Origin of the sequence: Bacillus andreraoultii (assembly GCF_001244735.1) — a bacterium.
GTDB classification, from domain to species: domain Bacteria; phylum Bacillota; class Bacilli; order Bacillales; family Caldibacillaceae; genus Caldifermentibacillus; species Caldifermentibacillus andreraoultii.
Map to the genome: position 1 here is coordinate 134071 of NZ_LN868936.1, position 20890 is coordinate 154960.

At 37.5% G+C, this 20890-nt stretch carries 15 protein-coding genes; 1 reads left to right on the plus strand and 14 read right to left on the minus strand.

The genetic code is table 11. The features are described 5' to 3' along the window. Positions 1-154: 154 nt before the first annotated feature. The 11 genes from BN2144_RS19465 to argC form a co-directional block, all read right to left on the minus strand. On the minus strand, positions 155-823 hold the full coding sequence (locus BN2144_RS19465; RefSeq protein WP_050632196.1) for a YckD family protein: 669 nt from the start codon (positions 821-823) through the stop codon (positions 155-157). Positions 824-1038: 215 nt separating this feature from the next. Further along, the gene (argH, locus tag BN2144_RS03820) at positions 1039-2415 is read right to left on the minus strand and encodes an argininosuccinate lyase (RefSeq protein ID WP_033826999.1); all 1377 of its coding nucleotides are present in this window, start codon (positions 2413-2415) and stop codon (positions 1039-1041) included. A 306-nt stretch (positions 2416-2721) separates the two neighbouring features. Then, entirely contained in the window at positions 2722-2874 is a 153-nt protein-coding gene (locus BN2144_RS19805; RefSeq protein WP_154665485.1) for a hypothetical protein, read from the minus strand. Between the two features lie 174 nt (positions 2875-3048). After that, positions 3049-4260 (minus strand): argininosuccinate synthase, encoded by a 1212-nt coding sequence (locus tag BN2144_RS03825; RefSeq protein ID WP_033827000.1) that lies wholly within the window; start codon positions 4258-4260, stop codon positions 3049-3051. A 77-nt stretch (positions 4261-4337) separates the two neighbouring features. Beyond that, positions 4338-5300 carry an ornithine carbamoyltransferase gene (gene argF / locus BN2144_RS03830; protein ID WP_042337566.1) on the minus strand — a complete coding sequence of 321 codons (963 nt, stop codon included), beginning with the start codon at positions 5298-5300 and terminating at the stop codon, positions 4338-4340. After that, positions 5297-8491, minus strand: a complete 3195-nt coding sequence (gene carB / locus BN2144_RS03835) for a carbamoyl-phosphate synthase (glutamine-hydrolyzing) large subunit (protein WP_033827001.1) — start codon at positions 8489-8491, stop codon at positions 5297-5299. The genes argF and carB overlap by 4 nt, the downstream gene beginning before the upstream one ends. Further along, positions 8478-9581: a carbamoyl phosphate synthase small subunit gene (locus BN2144_RS03840; RefSeq protein WP_230199703.1), complete on the minus strand. Its 1104-nt coding sequence runs from the start codon at positions 9579-9581 to the stop codon at positions 8478-8480. Before BN2144_RS03840 ends, carB begins: the two co-directional genes overlap by 14 nt. Positions 9582-9598: 17 nt before the next feature. Further along, positions 9599-10744, minus strand: a complete 1146-nt coding sequence (locus BN2144_RS03845; protein WP_033827018.1) for an acetylornithine transaminase — start codon at positions 10742-10744, stop codon at positions 9599-9601. Between the two features lie 55 nt (positions 10745-10799). Beyond that, complete coding sequence (argB, locus tag BN2144_RS03850) at positions 10800-11588, minus strand: acetylglutamate kinase (RefSeq protein WP_033827003.1); 789 nt, start codon at positions 11586-11588, stop codon at positions 10800-10802. Positions 11589-11602: 14 nt separating this feature from the next. Next, the gene (gene argJ, locus BN2144_RS03855; protein WP_042337569.1) at positions 11603-12838 is read right to left on the minus strand and encodes a bifunctional glutamate N-acetyltransferase/amino-acid acetyltransferase ArgJ; all 1236 of its coding nucleotides are present in this window, start codon (positions 12836-12838) and stop codon (positions 11603-11605) included. Between the two features lie 13 nt (positions 12839-12851). After that, positions 12852-13886, minus strand: coding sequence for an N-acetyl-gamma-glutamyl-phosphate reductase (gene argC, locus BN2144_RS03860; RefSeq protein WP_033827004.1), 1035 nt, complete (start codon positions 13884-13886; stop codon positions 12852-12854). A 499-nt stretch (positions 13887-14385) separates the two neighbouring features. On the opposite strand from argC, the gene BN2144_RS03865 reads away from it, so the two are divergent. Continuing rightward, positions 14386-16047: an IS1182 family transposase gene (locus BN2144_RS03865; protein WP_230199675.1), complete on the plus strand. Its 1662-nt coding sequence runs from the start codon at positions 14386-14388 to the stop codon at positions 16045-16047. Positions 16048-16563: 516 nt separating this feature from the next. Here the strand turns inward: BN2144_RS03865 and BN2144_RS03875 are convergent. The 3 genes from BN2144_RS03875 to helD all read right to left on the minus strand — a co-directional run bounded on the left by BN2144_RS03875 (position 16564) and on the right by helD (position 19916). Continuing rightward, positions 16564-16767 (minus strand): hypothetical protein, encoded by a 204-nt coding sequence (locus BN2144_RS03875; protein ID WP_050632197.1) that lies wholly within the window; start codon positions 16765-16767, stop codon positions 16564-16566. Between the two features lie 305 nt (positions 16768-17072). Next, a complete protein-coding gene (locus tag BN2144_RS03880) occupies positions 17073-17402 on the minus strand; it encodes a hypothetical protein (protein ID WP_033827006.1) in 330 nt (109 codons plus the stop codon). A gap of 165 nt (positions 17403-17567) precedes the next feature. Then, complete coding sequence (gene helD / locus BN2144_RS03885; protein ID WP_033827007.1) at positions 17568-19916, minus strand: RNA polymerase recycling motor HelD; 2349 nt, start codon at positions 19914-19916, stop codon at positions 17568-17570. Positions 19917-20890 lie beyond the last annotated feature (974 nt).

Consider the following 20890-nt stretch of genomic DNA (forward strand, 5'->3'; position numbering starts at 1 on the left):
TTGCCCCTCTCAATAAAAAAATGACGATGTTCTTTTATATCCCCCTGTAAACTCTTTCCTGATATAGTTTATCTCGATAATAGAGTGAGGGCAACAAGTTTTTACTACTTGTTGCCCGAGTATGTTTTGATGAATGAATCAAAAAAGGTTAGTTCTAATTTCTATCTTCATGGGGATGTCTTGGTAGAAAATTTGCTTCTTTCATTTTTTGATATCGCTGATCAATATGGGATTTAATTTTTTCACCCTTATCCTTTGAAAAAACGCCAAATTCCACATATTTGTCTATTAACTTTTTCCGTTTCTTCAAGATTTCTACATTCATCTTTTCTAATTCTTGAATCTGTTCTTTCGTTAATTGAATATTTTGATTTACTTGTGGCTCTTCATTTTGAACTTCTTCATTTGGCCCTACTTCACCTTTTGCAGGAATTGTTTTCCAAAGGCTTAATTTCCTCATTTCCTTATGATTAATACTTTTCTTATTTATTTGAGGGCTTGTCTTATTGTCTCGAGGTTCTTCTTTTGTTTCTTTTCGGGCTTGAGTATCCTTTGAAACTGTTTGGGAGCTTGTACCATTGGTATTGTCTCGAGGTCCTGTTTTCGTTTCCTGCCAAGCTTGAAAATCCTTCGACTCTTCCTTATTCTCTGTTTGGCAATTCACCTGCTTTGTTCCCTCTTTGTTGTCTGGCATTTGCACCTGTTCATCCTTATTAACCGCTTCTGTTTCCACTTGAGTTTGCTCGGAATCAGCGGGGGCATTTACGAACATGAGTGAGCTTGTGAGAAAAACGGTTGAAAGTAGAGGTAAAATTGAAAACATGCACAACATCTCCATTCATTCTTGATTAGCTATATGTTGTGTCATTATTTTCCACATTATTCACTTTGTTAGCGAGAATGTCTATGTAAAGTTGTACGAACATCCAGTGTGTTAACGGACTCACTACTAAAGTCGCTGTGTCCCCATGGGTAATGATGAAAAAAGCACCATTAGAAAGATTCTAACAGTGCTTTTTTGCAAAGATTTTTTATTCACTATATACCTAGTTTTTCCTCTGCTAATTTTAGCTGTACTTTTACTTGTTCGAACCCTGTACCACCATAACTATTTCGAGCTGCGACAACATGTTTCGGTTGTAACACTGTAAAAATATCTTCTTCAAACGAATGACTAAACTTCTTGTATTCATCTAAACTTAAATCGAGTAAATACTTATTGTTTTGGATTGCATACAGGACGATTTGGCCAATAATTTCATGGGCTTTGCGAAATGGAACTCCTTTATTTGCCAAGTAGTCAGCAAGATCTGTTGCGTTGGAATAATCTTGACTTACCGCTTGAAGCATATTTTCCGTCTTTACAGTCATCGTTTGAATCATTGGCGCCAATAATTGTAGGGAATCGATTAACGTTTCAACCGTATCAAACATTCCCTCTTTATCTTCTTGTAAGTCTTTATTGTAGGCAAGTGGCAACCCTTTTAATGTTGTTAATAAGCTAAATAGATTTCCGTATACCCGACCTGTTTTACCCCGGAGCAATTCGGGAACATCTGGATTTTTCTTTTGTGGCATAATACTAGAACCCGTACAAAAAGAATCATCTAGTTCAATAAATTGAAATTCTTGACTCATCCATAGAACAAACTCCTCGGACAACCGAGAGATGTGCATCATTAAAATGGAGGCAGCGGAAAGAAACTCTAAAATAAAATCTCGATCACTTACCGCGTCTAAGCTATTTGGATACACCATATCAAATTTTAATCGTTTGGCAGATTGATGGCGATCAATTGGAAAAGTTGTACCCGCTAGCGCCCCTGCACCTAACGGAGACCAGTTCACCCGTTTCAAACTATCTTCTAACCGCTCTTTATCTCTTTCAAACATCCAAAAATACGCTAATAAATGATGAGCGAAACTGATTGGCTGAGCCCGTTGCAAATGAGTATATCCAGGTAAAATGGTTTCGATATGTTCATTCGCTTGAATAAGAATGGCTTCTTGCACTTTTTCTAATAACTTGATAATTTCAATGGTTTGATATCGTAAATATAAGTGCATATCTGTCGCAACTTGGTCATTCCGACTCCGACCCGTATGCAGTTTACCACCGACTGGACCAATTTCTTCAATCAACATTCGCTCAATATTCATATGAATATCTTCGTCTTCAACCGAAAATGTCACTTCATTGTTCAATACTTTTTCTTGGATTTTCTTCAGACCTGCTTTTATTTGCTTTGCATCTTCAGTTGGAATAATGCCACAGGATGCCAGCATTTCAACATGGGCAATGCTTCCTTTAATGTCTTCTAGCGCTAGTTTTTGATCAAACTGGATGGATGCAGTAAATTCCTCAACTAGTTGGTTTGTTTCTTTCGTAAAACGACCGCCCCATAGTTTACTCATCTTTTAACCTCCAAGTTATAACTATTCTATATTTGTCATTTTTACTGGTGTTTTGGCTTTGCGATTGAGCCTATTTAAGTTTGTCTGTTTTGATTGGCTTATTTTGTTCTTAAGGTCCTCCTTCTAAGACATTTCTGCTTGGTTTCACGCCCGTTTTGTCCTTGAGAATCCTTGTCTAGGACATTTCTGACTGTTTTCACGCCCGTTTTGTCCTTGAGAACCCTTGTCTAGGACATTTCTGCTTGGTTTCACGCTCGTTTTGTCCTTGAGGCCGCCTCTATTAGACACTTCATCCGAATTTCGACTTCAAAGCGAATAGTTCCCAAAAATTCTTCCAGTAACCAACATAAAACCTTGAGCCCTCATGATTGACACGAGGGCCTCTAATTCATTAGGTACAATATATTCACCAGATTGAGAATCTCCTTTAATCGTCACGACGGCCTTAACATTCAACAAGAAACAGAAAATGCACCTGAGAATCACCTCTAATTGACACGAGGGCCTTGTGAAATTCAAGCACCTAAGAATCACCTCTAAGCAATACGAAGGCCATTACGAACTCAACCTCAACACTTTTTTCTGTAACACTACCCACTCTTCCACGTACATCTTTTCACCTTTACAAAACCCTTATTTCAATACTTTACCTTTCGTATGAATCTCTGAATATACTTTTGTTGGTAATCCCCATAGTTTAATAAATCCAACTGCTGCATGATGATCGAATAAATCACCAGTGGAGTATGTTGCAAGTTCTTCATTATATAAGCTGACGGGTGATTGCCGACGAACGACAACGTGATTGCCTTTAAATAGTTTTACTTTTACGGTCCCAGTGACACTTTTTTGTGTTTCTTCAATAAATGCATCAATTGCTGGACGTAATGGGGAATACCATAGTCCTTCATATATCATTTTTGCGTATTGGACTTCAACTTGAGCTTTAAACTGAGTTACTTCCCGTGGCAATGTTAAAAATTCCATTTCTTTATGGGCATTAATTAAAACGAGAGCAGCTGGGTTTTCGTACACTTCCCGTGATTTAATGCCAACAAGTCGATTTTCAATATGATCAATCCGGCCGACGCCATGTTTTCCTGCCACTTCATTCAATTTTTCAATCAGTTTGGCCAGTTTTATTTTTTCACCATTTAAAGCAACTGGAACCCCTTGTTCAAATGTGATTTCGACATATTCAGGTTCATCCGGCGTTTTCTCAATTGGTGTCGTCCATTCAAATGCTTCTTCTGGTGCCTCGTTCCAAGGATTCTCTAATACCCCTGCTTCACAAGCACGTCCCCAAATGTTTGCATCAATCGAAAAAGGATTATCTAAATCTACTGGAATTGGAATACCGTGTTTTTCTGCATAAGCAATTTCTTCATCCCGTGTCATCCCCCATTCACGAACGGGTGCCTCAACAGATAAAGAAGGATTTAATGCTTGAATGGATACTTCAAAGCGTACTTGGTCATTTCCCTTCCCGGTACAACCGTGTGCGACCGCAACTGCTCCTTCTTGTTCAGCCACTTCGACAAGTAATTTTGAAATTAATGGGCGGCTTAATGCCGATGATAATGGATATTTCCCTTCATATAGTGCATTTGCTTTTAAACTTGGTAAAATATATTCTTCTGCAAGTAAGTCTTTCGCATCAATCGTAATTGCTTTTATTGCCCCGACCTTGAGCGCCTTTTCCTTAATATAATTTAAGTCTTTCCCTTCCCCAACATCAATACCGAGTGCAATCACATCATAGTCGTATTTTTCTTGTAACCATTTAATTGAAACAGATGTATCTAATCCACCTGAATAGGCTAGAACAATTTTTTGTTTTTCCATCTAACCATATCTCCCTTTTGTATAAAATTTAGTCTAACTGTATTTTTATACATTTTACATTAAATTTAAATAAATTGCTATAGTAAATTTTTTAAAATTGACTTTTGTGCGTGAAGGCGATTTTCCGCTTCATCAAACACAACGGAATGGGGTCCATCAATAATCTCAGCACTCACTTCTTCCCCTCGGTGGGCGGGTAGACAGTGTAAAAAGATATAATCACTTTTTGCATATTTACATAGGGATTCATTCACTTGGTAACTCGTAAACTTTTGTCGTTTTTCTTCTGCTTCCTTTTCTTGCCCCATACTAACGAAAACATCTGTTACAACAACATCTGCATCTTGAATCATTTCAAATGGATCTTCACCGATATGAATGATAGACCCTGTTTCATTCGCAATATTTAATGCAGTTTTTACAACCTTTTCATCTGGCTGATGAGTCGCTGGACTCGCTACAGAAATATTCATTCCTACTTTTGCGGCGCCTTCTAGTAAAGAGTGACAGACATTGTTGTTCCCATCCCCGACATAACACATTTTTAACCCTTGCAATTTCCCTTTATGTTCATAAATCGTTAGTAAATCGGCAAGTACTTGTGCAGGATGATGTAAGTCGGTTAGTCCATTGATTACTGGAATCGATGCGTATTCGGCTAGTTCGACAACTTTTTCATGCTCAAATGTACGAATCATTATCCCATCAAGATAACGAGACAACACTTTTGCTGTATCATGAATCGTTTCCCCCCTGCCTAGTTGTAAATCGTTCGCATGTAAATAAAGTGCCTGACCCCCAAGTTGATACATACCAACTTCAAACGATACCCTCGTTCTCGTTGATGACTTTTCAAAAATCATACCGAGAACTTTCCCTTGTAAAAACGGATGTGCTATACGATTCTTTTGTAGCTTTTTTAAATATACTGCTTCCTCCAGTAAATAAAAAATCTCCTCACTGGAAAAATCACTAAGTGTTAAAAAGTCACTTTTTATTTGCTTTTCTTGTATATTTATCACTCGTTCCAACTCCTTCATGTGATTTGCATGAGATAATCGTTAATTGATTTCACCTGTTCTTCTATCTTTGAAAAATGGACTTCGAATGCAACATGGAAAGTATCCATCGACGTATATAAAGGTACTCGGTAACGGATTGACAGCTCCCGTAACAATTTTCCAATGGACGCTTTTACCCCCGCCTTTGTTGGTAAAATTAACGCTCCATGAAATTGAGTATGTTTAAACAAATCTTCTAAACTCGTTCGATCTTTCTTTATTATTTTTACATGATATCCGAGTTCCATTAGTACTTTCGCTGTGTTCTCTGTCGCAAAGAAATGGATGTTTTTCTTTTTAAATTTCTCTAAAGTTGCCACGAGCTGTTCCTTATCTCGGTCAGCAACAGCGCAAAAGAGATTGATCGCATCACTTTCTTTATTTACGCGAGTTCCTAATACTTTTCCTAAAGCTTCTTCATATGTCTTTCCGATTCCGAGTATTTCACCTGTGGACTTCATTTCCGGTCCCATAACGGGATCAACATTTTTTAATTTCGTAAAAGAAAATACCGGCATCTTTACAGAATAAAACGGTACTTCTTTTGCTAAACCTGTTTTCTCCAATCGTTCACCAATTTGTGCACGAATTCCCATTTCGATAATCGGAATTCCAGTTACTTTACTTAAAATTGGAATTGTGCGAGAAGCACGCGGATTCACTTCAAGGCAATAGATTGTATCGTTATCAATAACAAATTGGATATTCAGAACACCGACAATCCCTGCTCCTACACAAATCTTCCTTGTATAATCAATTAAGGTTGTCTTTTCCTCTTTTGACAGGTGAATGGATGGATAAACGGTCATACTATCACCTGAATGAACGCCAGCCCGTTCAATATGTTCAAAGATTCCAGCGATAAAAACATCTTCTCCATCACTTACACAATCAAGTTCACATTCTCTTCCTGGGATATACTTATCAATTAAAAGTGGCCAACTTCTTTTCTCTGTAAATCGTAATGTACCTATATAATTACTTAGTTCCTCATCATTATAAATAATCTCCATCGACTGTCCGCCAATGACATACGATGGACGCACGAGCACAGGATAGTGTAATTTTTGTACCGCTTCTTTTAATTCATCAACAGAATGCGTAATTTCTCCTTTTATATGAGGAATGTCAAGCTCATCAAGTAAATGGTAAAATTGTTTTCGATCCTCTAATAAATCAATCGTGTCTATCGATGGACCAAAAATACGTACACCTTCTTGTTCAAGTTCCGCTGCTAAGTTAATTGCCGTTTGCCCACCAAATTGAACAAATACGCCTTCTACATTTTCCTTTTCAATAATATGAAGTAAGTCTTCCGTCGTAATTGGTTCAAAATATAATTTATCTGAAATTGAATAGTCGGTACTAACCGTTTCAGGGTTATTGTTCACAACGATTGTCTCATAGCCGAGTTGTTTCAGTGCCATAACAGCATGAACACATGTATAGTCAAATTCAATTCCTTGCCCAATTCGTATCGGTCCCGAACCAATAATCAAAACCTTTTTACGATTAGAAACCTCTACTTCATCAACACCATGCCATGTGGAATAATAGTAGGGAGTTACCGAGTCAAACTCTGCCGCACATGTATCAACTAATTTATAGGAAGGAACAAGTCTGGCTTCCATTCGCTGGTGACGAATTTGTTGTTCGGTACAATGAAGTAAGCTAGCTATATATTTATCACTAAAATTAAGTTTCTTTGCTTTTTCTAATAATTGTCTGGGTAAAGTTTCTAATGAATATGCCCTACATTCACGTTCAAAATCAACGAGCCCTTTAATTTTTGTTAAAAACCATGGATCAATATCTGTAAGCTGATGAATCTTATCAATTCCTATCCCTTTTCGAAACGCTTCTGCAAGAACAAATAACCGGAGATCATTTGCTTCAATCATTGCTGAAATCAATTGTTCATTCGTATAACGACTTACTTCAGGATGATACAATCCCGATACTTTATATTCCAAGGAACGAATTGCTTTATTTAACGCTCCTTCAAATGTCCGGTCAATGGCCATTACTTCTCCAGTTGCTTGCATTTCAGTACCGAGCGCTCGATTCGCCTCTTTAAATTTATCAAAAGGAAAGCGTGGTAATTTTAGCACAACATAATCAAGAACGGGTTCAAATGCCGCGTACGTATTCCCCGTTACAGGATTAAAGATTTCATCAAGATGATACCCGAGTGCACATTTTGCGGCAATCCGTGCAATTGGATAACCCGTTGCTTTTGAAGCTAAAGCACTCGAACGACTAAGCCGCGGATTTACTTCAATAATGCAGTATTCATTTGTATGTGGATTCATTGCAAATTGAATATTACAACCACCAATCACACCTAATGCGCGAATCACCTTTAACGAGGCATTTCTTAATAAGTGGTACTGTTCATGTGTTAACGTTTGGCTCGGAGCGACAACAATGGAATCACCCGTATGGACACCGACTGGATCGATATTTTCCATATTGCAAATAATCATGCAAGTATCATTCGCATCACGGACAACTTCAAACTCAATCTCTTTCCAACCTTTAATACTTTGTTCAACTAACACTTGATGAATGGGACTTAGAAGTAATCCCTTTTTCAGAAGTTGATAGAATTCCTCTTCATTGTAAGCAAAGCCGCCTCCTTCACCACCTAACGTGTACGCAGGTCGAATGATAACAGGAAAGCCAATTTGTTGGACAAAATTGACGCCTTCTTCAATCGTACGGACAATTTTTGATTCAGGTATGGGCTCATCAATTTGGATCATCAACTCCCGAAATTTTTCTCGGTCTTCACCGTTTTGAATGGATTCCACAGGCGTACCGAGAAGCCTGACCCCATATGTTTCGAGAATATGAGATTGAGCGATCTGTACGGTTAAATTAAGTCCCGTTTGCCCTCCAAGCGTTCCAATCATTCCATCGGGTTGTTCGTACTTAATTATTTCCTCAATCACTTCAATCGTCATCGGTTCAATATAAATACGATCAACTATTTGTTGATCTGTCATAATCGTTGCAGGATTGTTGTTAAGTAATATGACTTCAATTCCTTCTTCTTTCAACGCAAGACAACCTTGTGTTCCTGCGTAGTCGAATTCAGCTGCCTGACCAATGACAATTGGACCAGAACCGATAATTAATACTTTTTTGATCTCTTTATTTAATGGCATTGTTCACTACCCCTATACAATCGATTGTTTCAAAAAATTGATGGAAAATAAATTGTGTATCTTTTGAACCAGGCTCCATTTCCGGATGAAACTGCACCGTTTGAATCGGTAATGTTTTATGTTTTATCCCTTCAACCGTTTGATCGTTTACATGTTGGAATGTCACTTCGAATTGATTAAAGTCAATCGTATGTTCACTCACCATATAGCTATGGTTTTGTGATGTGATGAACACTTTACCCGTTCGTAAGTCCTTTACGGGATGATTTGTCCCCCGATGTCCGTATTGTAATTTTTCGACTTTTGCTCCATAGGCGAGCGCAATTAATTGATGACCGAGCCCAATTCCTAGTGTTGGATACAGTTGGGATAAAGTTTTAATCTTTTGCAGTTGACTCGTTAAAATCGTTGGGTTACTTGGACCATTACTTAATACGATTCCATCCGATTGCAATAATTGTATTTCTTCTAATGGGTGGTCGAATGGCACAACCGTTACTTTACATCCGATTTTTAAGAGACTACGAAAGATTGATTTTTTATAGCCAAAGTCTACGAGAACGACATGGGGACCTTTCCCTGCATAAAAACGGACTGATTTCGTTGAGACCATTTGGATGAAGTTTTCTCCCTTAGTCGGTGTCGGCTTCGTATCAGGTGTATTTGAAATCACTGCGCCTACCGTTCCTCGCTTTCGAATGGTCTTCACAAGTTCGCGCGTATCGACATTTGTTAAACACGGAATACCATTTTTTAGTAAAAAGGTTTGTAAGGAATCCGATTCCCCATCATGGATACAACTTTCACTTACAACGATTCCACGTATATAGCAAGGTTTATCCTCCTCGAAAACGTTGTCTATCCGTTCCTTTCCGATGAGTGGATAGGAAAAAACGACAATTTGACCCGCATAAGTTGGGTCAGACAATATTTCTTGCAAGCCAATCATGCTTGTATTGAAAACAATTTCCCCTGATTGTCCCTGTCGTTCTCCTACTAATTCACCGGGAAAGACTTCACCGGTTTCTAATATGACATATCCTGTCGTCACTTCATTTCCCCCATTTCCTTCATCCACAAACGAACCCAAATTTATAAGGATTTCATTTATTCCATCTTCTCTAGAACTTTGTCAAATCGTTCGATGAATAACTTCATATCATCACTTGTTACCGTAAGTGGTGGCAAAATCCGTACAACGTGAGGTCCTGCTGTTAAAACAAGTAACTTCTCCTCTATCGCAAGTTGGACGATTTTATTTGCCTCACCATCTATTTCGACACCAAGTAAAAAACCAAGTCCTCTAACCTCTTTTATGACCGTATGTCGCATTTTTAATTCGAGTAATTTTTCCTTTAATTGGTCCATTTGTTCCTTTGCTGATGATAAAATATCGGTTTGAATGATTTGATTCATTGTCGCAATTCCAGCTGCTGTTGCTAAAGGATTCCCACCAAACGTACTACCATGACTTCCTGGTTGGAAACGAGCGGCTACTTCCTTTTTTGCTAACATCGCACCGATTGGAAAACCAGAGCCTAATCCTTTTGCTAGCGTCATAATATCCGGTTCGATTCCGTAATGTTCATAGGCAAATAGTTTTCCTGTTCGACCTATCCCAGTTTGGATTTCATCAACGATTAGTAAAATATGTTCTGTTTTACATATTTTTGCCAGCTCCTTCAGCCACACTGGATTAGCTGGAATCACACCGCCTTCTCCTTGCACGATCTCTAATAAAACTGCTGCTGGTTTAAGTTCCTTTATTTGATTTAACGCTGTGAAATCATTGAACGATAAGTAAGAAAACCCTGGAATTAAGGGACTAAAACCCGTTTGGATTTTTGTTTGCCCTGTCGCAGTTAACGTAGCCATTGTGCGTCCGTGAAAAGATTGCGTAAATGTAATTATGTCCTTAGACTTTTGATGATCGTAAGCATATTTTCTTGCTAACTTTATCGCTGCCTCATTTGCCTCTGCTCCACTATTGCAGAAAAATACTTTATCGAAACAACTATGTTCAACAAGTAGCTTTCCTAATGTATTTTGGTTCGGGATATGGAATAGATTGCTACAATGCCAAATCTCATCCAGTTGTTTTACGAGTGCTTGTTTTACTCCATCAGGTGCGTGGCCTAAATTACAAGTGGCAATTCCTGATGTAAAATCTAAATACTTATTGTTTTGATCATCCCAAACGTAACAACCTTTTCCTGAAACAATCGTAACAGGATAACGGTTATACGTATTCATTATTGCGGACTCTATTTTCGACTGCACGTTGTCACCCTCTTATTTACAAGATCAATTACTTTGAAAAACTTGGTTCTAAAGAAATGGACGTGCCGATTTCTTCTCCATTCATTAACCGGATTAATGCATTCTCTTCTGTCCCATTTAAAATAACAACTTCCGATATCCCTTCCTGTAAACATTCTTTTACTGCTTTTACTTTCGGGATCATCCCACCTGTGATGATTTGGTCGTCTAACAACCGATCAATATCGAGTTGCGTTAATTTTGGAAGAACAGAGCCATCCTTCATAATCCCTGGAACATTCGTCACTAAACATAGCGGTGCATGTAACGCCTTCGCAATTGCCGCAGCAGCTAAGTCTGCATTGACATTCCAACGTTGACTGTCTTCATCAATCCCAACTGGCGAAATAACGGGGATGAAACTTTCCTCTACTAAACTTTCAATTATTTTTTCATTTACCGCATGAACTTTCCCAACATATCCAAGTTCACTACCCTGTTCAATTGGTTTTGCCTGTAGAAGCATACCATCGACACCACTTATTCCTATTGCGCATCCACCACATTCCATTATTTTTCGGACAATCGACTTATTCATCGATCCGGATAAAGTCATTTCTACAACATCTAACACGTGGTTTGTTGTCACCCGCATCCCTTCAACGAACTGAGATTCAATATTTAATTTACTTAACATCGAGGATATTTCTGGGCCTCCACCATGAACGATAACTGGCTTTATATGATGTCCTTTTAACATGAGGACAATATTTTCAAAAAAACTTGGATGCATTTGATCTAATACACTTCCGCCACATTTAATGATAAAATAACTCATTCTTATACCCCCACTTAAGTTCGATAGGATGCATTAATTTTTACATAATCATATGTTAGGTCACATCCCCAACCTATTGCTGATCCATTTCCCTCTTGTAATTGAACGAAAATTTGAACGTTATCATTTTCCTGTAGATAAATTTTTGCCTGTTCTTCATCAAATAAGATTGGGCTACCATTTTGTAAAACTTGAAACGGACCTATGAAAATATGAATGTCGTAATTTGAAAGTTTCGCCCCACTATACCCGATTGCTGCAATAATTCTCCCCCAATTCGGGTCTGTGCCAAAAACAGCCGTTTTCACAAGATTGGATCCGATAATTGCTTTGGTGATTTTTTTTGCATCGTCTTCACTAGCTGCACCCGTAACACATGCCTCGACTAGTTTCGTTGCACCTTCTCCATCACTGGCAATTTGCATAGCTAGCGTTTGACATACGGTTTTTAAGCCTTGAAGAAAATGGTACCAATCGGGATGCTTTTCGGTTAGTTCATCATTACCCGCAAGACCATTTGCAAGGAGAAGTACCATATCATTTGTACTGGAATCCCCATCAATGGTAATCATATTAAATGTTTGGTCTGTAACGGTTTTTAACGCTGTCTGCAATGCTTCCTGTTCAACTTGTGCATCGGTTGTTATAAATGCAAGCATTGTTGCCATATTCGGTTCAATCATCCCAGAACCTTTGGCGGCTCCAGCGATTGTTACTTTTTTTCCACCAATATCAAGCTGAACACAGCACCGTTTTTGCACTGTATCCGTTGTTAAAATGGCCTTTTCAAAATTTGCTGCTGACGATTCCTTTTTATTTCCAATACATTCGATCCCCGTAATAATTTTTTCCATCGGCAACTGTTCACCAATCACACCAGTAGAACTAACTGCAATGAATTCTTCTGGTACATGTACTTTTTTTGCAAAAGCTGCACGCATTTGAAGCGCGTTTTTATAGCCTTCCTCTCCTGTACAAGCATTCGCATTACCTGAATTAACGATCACTCCTTGAATGCTTTTACTTACTTGAATACTTTCTTTCGTTACAAGAATGGGTGCCGCTTGAAATAAATTTGTTGTATATACAGCTGCTGCATTTGCTGGCACATCCGAGTAGATCCACCCTAGATCTAGTCTTTTTCTTTTTACGCCACAATGGAGACCACCCGCATAAAAACCTTTAGGCGTTGTAATATCTCCTTCAATCTTTTCTATCTTTTTCAATAACCCAATTTTTTCTGTTGCCATTTCGTTACCTCCATTATGGATAAAGTGGTATTTGTTCTAAACCAGTGGATTCATCCCAACCGTTCATAATATTCATATTTTGTATCGCTTGACCTGCCGCACCTTTTACTAAATTATCAATGACTGATATGATGATAAGTTTATTTGTTCGCGCATCAACCATTACACCGATATCGCAATAATTACTTCCTGTTACTTCTTTTGTTGATGGATATTCACCGATTGGACGAATTCGTACAAATCGATCCTTTTCATATGTTTCTTTATACATTTCATGAACTTCTTCTGTTGTAGTTTTTGTTGCTAGTTCCGCAACCATCGTACACATAATCCCTCTATTGATAGGCAACAAATGTGTGATAAATGTGATTGGTGCCTGTTCATCACTCAAATCACGGATTCCTTGTTCAATTTCCGGAATATGTTGATGTTCCCCTACTTTATAAGCACGGATATTTTCATTTACCTCCGTAAATATATTTTCTAAGCTTGCATTTCGCCCAGCCCCGCTCACTCCTGTTTTCGCATCAATATGAATAGTATGCGGATGAATCATTTTCGTTTTTAGAGCTGGAATTAACCCGAGCAAGGTTGCTGTAGGAAAGCAGCCAGGATTTGCAATTAAAGTCGCCTGTTTTATTTCTTCTCGATAAAACTCTGACAGACCATACACTGCCTTCTGTAAAACTTCTTGTTTTGCAGCGTTTTTCTTATACCACTTTTCGTAATCTTCTGCATCTTTTAGCCGTAAATCACCTGATAGATCAATACATCGAATTCCTTTGTTTAGTAACTCGGGGACAATGTCTTTTGCCACACCAGATGGAGTAGCAAGAAACAGGAAGTCAATCGTATTAAGCTGATCAACGTCCATTTTATCTAGTGTCATCTCATTCACATTCGTCAAATGCGGATATAGTTCTAAAATATTTTTTCCTTGGGTGGAATGTGAAATGATCTTTTCCATATTTATATAAGGATGGTGATGTAATAGTCGAATTAGCTCCACACCACTATATCCATTCGCACCGACAATCGCCACATTCATTACTAACCAGCTCCTATTATTTTGTATGCATTATTATAACAATGTGTGTATAAAAATACAACAAGTTTTTTAAAAACGTTCATTTTTTTGTAAAATCAGTATAATTTACCTATGCGAGTTATTAGAGGTGTGCAGGGTGATTTTAAGATAACCGTTTCCGTCTTTTTTGCCGCGGTTCGGGCGTCTAGAACTCTTCTAGAGGACCGTTTCATCCTTCTTCACCGCGATTTGGGCGTCTATAGCGGCTCTTAACGACCGTTTGACAAAGCTTCTTTGTAATTGGACCTTATGCGTCAGGAAAATATGAAAATTAGATATTTCTACTTCCCTATAAACTAAAAGAGACTGGGACAAAACTCCAGTAAAATAAAAATTAAGGCGTTGGAGCTTACACTAAAAAGTGTAGACCCAACGCCTTTTTTGTCACAATTCTAGTAAACAAAAAGGGCACCTTTTGATAAAATTAAAGTGACGAAACAATAATTTTGGAGGTGCCCTTATGTTTAAACATTATAACATGAATCAAGTAGTTTTACCGCTAAATTTAGAAATTAAGTTGAAAGAAAACGATATTGCTTTTGCGATCAATGATCTTGTCGAGAGTATTCCCGAAGAAGCTTTCGAGGACTTCATACGACAAACCGGCCGTCCCGCGTATCATCCTCGTATGATGTTGAAAGTCATTTTGTGTGGATATACGCAATCCGTGTTTTCCGGCCGTAAAATAGAAGCTTTATTACAGGATAGTATCCGCATGATGTGGCTAGCTCAAGGACATGAACCTAGCTATCGCACCATCAATCGCTTCCGTTCTAATCCACTCATTGAAAACATCCTACGTGAATGCTTTGTCCAGTTCCGAAATCAGCTCGTGGAAAAGGAATTGATTGAAGAGGAAGCCATTTTTATTGATGGTACAAAAATTGAAGCAAACGCAAATAAGTTCACCTTTGTATGGCGGAAGTCCATTGAAAGATATAGTGATAAGCTAATTGAAAAGTCCAATCAACTGTATGATGAGCTGCTAGAGAAGGAGATCATCCCAGCAATAGAGCGAGAAAAGGAAGAGGAACTTTCCGTCAAAGAAATGGAAGAAGTAGTCGAAAAGTTAGACGAGAAAATCGAGGAATATAATAAAAAGATTGAAGTATCTGAAGTTGGGAGTGAACGGAAAAAGCTCCGTTCCGAACGCAAATTACCCATACAATCTCGGAAGCAATGGATGGATTTCATTACTCGCAAACAAAAGTATCAAAACGATATGGAGATTTTCGGTGATCGCAATAGTTACTCAAAGACGGACCCAGATGCGACGTTTATGCGCATGAAGGACGACTACATGAAGAACGGTCAATTGAAAGCTGGTTACAATGTCCAAATTGCGACGGAAGGTCAATATGTGCTCGCTTACGATGTTTTCCCAAACCCGACCGATACACGCACTTTAATTCCTTTTCTCGACACGATTGAAGAAAACTTTTTCGAGCTTCCGGAATTCATTGTCGCGGATGCAGGATATGGTAGCGAACAGAATTATGAAGATATCATCGAGAATCGAAATCGAACGCCACTTATTACATACAATCAATATCGAAAGGAGAAGAAAAAGAAGCATAAGGACAACGCTTTTCATGTAGATAATTGGGAATATAATGAGGACGAAGATACTTTTCTGTGCCCAAATGGTCGGAAAGTACGATTTAGCCATCATTCCAAACGAACAGACAGGTACGGATTCACCCGTGAATTTAAAGTGTACGAGTGTGAGGACTGTTCGGATTGTCCACTCCGCGATTTATGCACGAAAGCAAAAGAAGGGAACAACCGAAAAGTCTACATGAATGAAAAGTGGGAGTCCCAAAAAGAATATGTACGTACGAAGCTTTCAGACGAGAAAACTGGTGAAATTTACGGAAAACGTAAAATTGATGTAGAACCAGCGTTCGGTTTTCTGAAGGCTAATTTAGGTTTCACTCGTTTTTCCGTCAGAGGAAAACAGAAAGTGAAAAATGAATTAGCCTTTGCGTTGATGGCGGTGAATATGAGAAAAGTCACCGCCATCAGCGGTAAAATAGTGACGAGAAATGGAAAAACCCCACAAAAAAGGTTCCAAGCAAATTTTTTATTGCCTGGAACCTTTTTATATACTACTTTTGGCTAGTTATGTCCCAGCCTCTTTTAGAAATATGTCGAGAACCCTCGTAACTACTAATCATGATCTGTAGATAAAATATATTTTTGTGGTCGTAGAATAAAAGACAAAAAATCATCTTCCAGGTTTGTTTGTATAGCAGTTGTAAATTTATTTTCTTGATTGTTTCACCCGCCATGTCATTGAAATAACGAAAGCTGTTATCCCAGAAATAACCATACTATAAAAAAGTAAAAAGAAAATAAATTCCCCATAATCTTCTAGAGTTTTAAAAGGATTATTCCTTACATAAGGCTCAAACATAATACCAATGATGAAAATAGGGATAGATATAGCGAAGAATCTTTTCCAAAAAAAGGATTTGTAATTATTATCCTTAGACACTTTTGGCACCACCTTTTACATCTATATTATATCTTTTAAAATAAAAAGGCAGTTAAAAGTTTAATTTATCTTAACCTTTAACTGCCTAATGTAACTATTAGATTTTTTCACAGGTGCGTTTATCCGCCACACTCTATTAAATTACTTATTTTCACGAATGACCCCATCCCTTATTTCAATCGTGCGACCGCATTGATTAGCGACCGCTTGATCATGAGTAACTATAACCAAGGTGAAGCCTTCCCGATGTGAATCACGGAATATCGATAATATCTCTGCTTCAGTTTCTGCATCCAATGACCCTGTTGGTTCGTCCGCTAGAATGATAGACGGTTTATTCGCCAATGCGCGGGCGATAGCGACTCGCTGAGATTGGCCACCCGATAGCTTACCTGGTAATTCATGCTGTTTATCTGTAAGGTTAAGTGCTTCTAAAAGAGTTTTTACGCGCTAAAATACTAAAAATGCAGTACAAGAAAAAAGAAGTATTAGTAGATTTTCAATTTGCCATCTTTTTAGCCAATGATTCATAGAAGTCATCCTTACTAGTAGAATGAAAAAATTCGTTGGTCTCCTTTTTTAGAATAGATTATATTTTTTCACTCTATGAATATATAACCATTTTAGCAAGATTTGTATTTTTGTCACTATTATTTGAATTTTTTATAAAAAACTGGCGAAATTACAACTTCATATTTACCTTTTAATTCTTTTTTGACCTTTGCTGTTAACTTAAGACCGAATTTATTATACTCTTTTACAATCTTTTCACCCTTTTCAATGAAACTATCGGATTCCCAATTAATCCAGCTACCATAATCATCTATCCATGCCCATAATTGCTCTTTTAAAGAATCTGAAAGCATAAACTCATCCATTTCCAAGTTATACCCACAATCAAAGCACCATAATGGGTCTGCACCTACATCGGCTTCAATTTTTATTTGAGTAAGTTCTTTACAATTACACAATTGATTCATAAACAGTCACTCCTAAATAATAATAATGAATGATGACTCTTTAATTTACGTCAAAAAAACCACCTTTTCTAGCGTGTTTGTTTTATGGCAACTTTTTACTAGAAAAGGCGATTATCTTATCGTTTTATGGTTATAGTAGAACGCTAATCCTCATACTTATATGGCTTAATCATCCAGGCTCACTAAGCGATATTTATCTTGTTCAATTTCGCTAATAAATGGGGTGACAACTCCTACAGAAAATAAGTAAAGTTCATGCATGGCCCGCGTACAAGCCGTGTAAAACAGCTTTCTCTCATCTTCATCGCGATAAACATCTTGTGCCGAATTATAGATGATGACTGCATCAAATTCGATTCCTTTTGCTAAATAGCTTGGAATAATTAACAGCCCCTTTTCATAAGTGAGGGACTCTTTTTTAACTAAGTGTAAATCAATTTTCCCTTTCAAAGCCTCGTATGCTTGGTTCGTTTCTTCTACGGTTTTACAAATGATTGCTATTGTATCATAGCCACCCTTTTGTAACACGCCTACTGTTTCAACTATTCCTTTATGAAGGTCTTCTTGATTTTCCACTTTTACGACACTTGGTAGATTTCCGCTTCGATTGAATGGAATAATTTCATGTTCGTCTTTTAACATTCCCTCTGTAAATTCGACGATTTGTTTAGTTGAACGGTAACTCTTTGTTAAAATAATTTTTTCCAATTGATCTTCTGGAAATAGCTCATTCGAATGTAGCAGTCCATTTTGCTCGCCAACGGAATGGGTAAAAATCGACTGGTTTATATCGCCTAAGATTGTCATTTTACTATTCGGGAAAATTTCCTTAAAAAACGCAAATTGAAATGGGGAATAGTCTTGCGCTTCGTCAATAAATAAATGGCGAATTTTTACATGCACTTGTTTTCCTTCAAGTTTATCTTTTAAATATAAATATGGGGTTGCATCCTCATAGTAAATTTTACCCTTTTTTAGCTGTTCACCTGTTTGCGCACCGATTTGTTCCCATTCTTCTGGTAAAATATTTCCTTCGATTGCTGTTTGAGCCCATGTAAAAAGCCCATTGTATAAAGCTTTCATATCAACAAAAGCAAAATCATTAATTTTTCTACGCAATGGTGCTAGTTTCCTTCTCACAACTAATTCAGCTAACATCTTTTCTTCCCGGTCATAATCATTGAATGTCTTCTCACTAAACCGTTGTTCTTTCTGTAACTTTCTATATACTTTCAAATAATCTTCCCGATCTAATAATTCACTTTCCTCAAGAACCCAATCTTTCGTTCTTTCTTCTTTTTCCTTTTCATCCATTTTATCAAGTAACCAGTCCCGTAATATTTGAATACGATTCGGAATAGTTATATGGTCATCAATGGCGTAAAAATATGCCTTTATTTCCTCTCTCGTAATAAAGCGTTCGCCTCGAAAAGAAATATTTTTAAACAACATGCCCTCTTTTTGCAATGAGGCAACATACTTATCGATTATATCTTTAAAGATTAGATCTGCTTTAAATAAGATTGCTTTTTTCCTAATCGGGTAAAGTTCATCTTGTTTTTCACTTAAAATATATTCTAGTTGTGTATACGGGTCTTCTACGTCAAACTCCTTCAAACGATGACTTACGTATTGATAAAACGTACTTTGTTCCATATTATCTTCACCGAGCTCTGGTAAAACCGTTGCTACATAGCTATTAAATAGTTGATTGGGTGAAAATAAGAGTATGTTATCTGCTTGTAATTTTTCGCGATACTTATATAGAAGGTAGGCAACACGTTGTAATGCGGCAGAAGTTTTTCCACTACCAGCTGCACCTTGCACGACTAAATATTTTTTCTCGTCATTTCGGATAATTTCATTTTGTTCCTTTTGAATGGTCGCAACAATATTTTTCATTTGTGTATCGGACTGGTCACTTAGAACCGCTTGCAAAATCTCATCACCGATTGTAATTCCGGTATCAAACATCCCTCTAATCTGGCCGTTTCGAATCATGTATTGTCGTTTTAACTTTATTTCACCTTTAATCGTCCCGTCCATCGTTTGGTAGTGCGCCGAACCTGGGGCAAAATCGTAGTACATACTGGAAATAGGTGCTCGCCAATCGTATACAAGAAAATCCTCATCATTTTCATCCAATAACGAAAATAAACCAATATATATTTTTTCGGTTTCACTCTCACCTTCTTCTAAAAAGTCAATTCGTCCAAAGTAAGGTGAGTTTTTTAACCGTGTTAAGTTTTTATATTGCTTAAAAAATTGTCCATGACTACGTTCACGTTCGGATAAAAGTTCTGCCTGTTGCTTTAAACTCGTATGTGTTTCAATGACATCATCTGGTTCATCTAAGTTTACAGTAACATCGTCCCAGAAAGTTTTGCGCAATTGAACGATATCTTGCTTTAGCCCTCCCGTTTTCTCCTCCAAACTTTGCATTTTCTGCTCAATGACACGAAGGACGTGATTGACCCGCTCTTGTTCTCTTTGCTTTTCATTCATATCGGTCATTTGCTAACACTCCCGACTTTTTTTAATATGTAATCTATGCTCATTATATACTGTCTTTCCATTTTCAACATCTTTAGTATACCCAATTATATGAAACTTAGGTGCTTGTTGATAACTATGCAGGTAATCGTCTATTTTAAAACTTAGAAAAGTTATCATTCATTATGGAAAAGACAATGCAACAGTCCGGGATTTGTACACTAATATCTCTACACTACGGAAAGAATACGGGGAAAATCTCTCATTATTAGAACAAGTAAACAGAGACAATAACCTGACTTATAGAACGCTTCTATGAACCCTTTTTCGTGAAACTTCCATCATTTTGGGATCATAGAACTCTTCTATGAACCCTTTTTCGTGAAACTTCCATCATTTTGGGCTTATAGAACTCTTCTATGAACCACTTTTTGCGAAATCCTCATCGTTTTGGGATTATAGAACTCTTCTATGAACCCTTTTTCGTGAAACTTCCATCATTTTGGGCTTATAGAACTCTTCTATGAACCACTTTTTGTGAAATCATCATCATTTTTGGCTCATAGAACTCTTCTATGAACCACTTTTTGCGAAATCCTCATCGTTTTCGGCTTATAGAATGATTCTATGAACCACTTTTCGTGAAATCCACATCATTTTCGGCTCATAGATCTCTTCTATGAACCACTTCTCGTGAAATCCACATCATTTTAGGCTTATAGAATGATTCTATGAACCTATTTTTGCGAAATCATCAACATTTTCGGCTCATAGAACGATTCTATGAACCCTTTTTCGCGAAACTTCCATCATTTTGGGATCATAGAACGATTCTATGAACCTATTTTTGCAAAATCCTCTTCATTTTCGGCTCATAGATCTCTTCTATGAACCACTTTTTGCGAAATCCTCATCGTTTTCGGCTTATAGAACGATTCTATGAACCTATTTTCGTGAAACTTCCATCATTTTGGGATCATAGAACTCTTCTATGA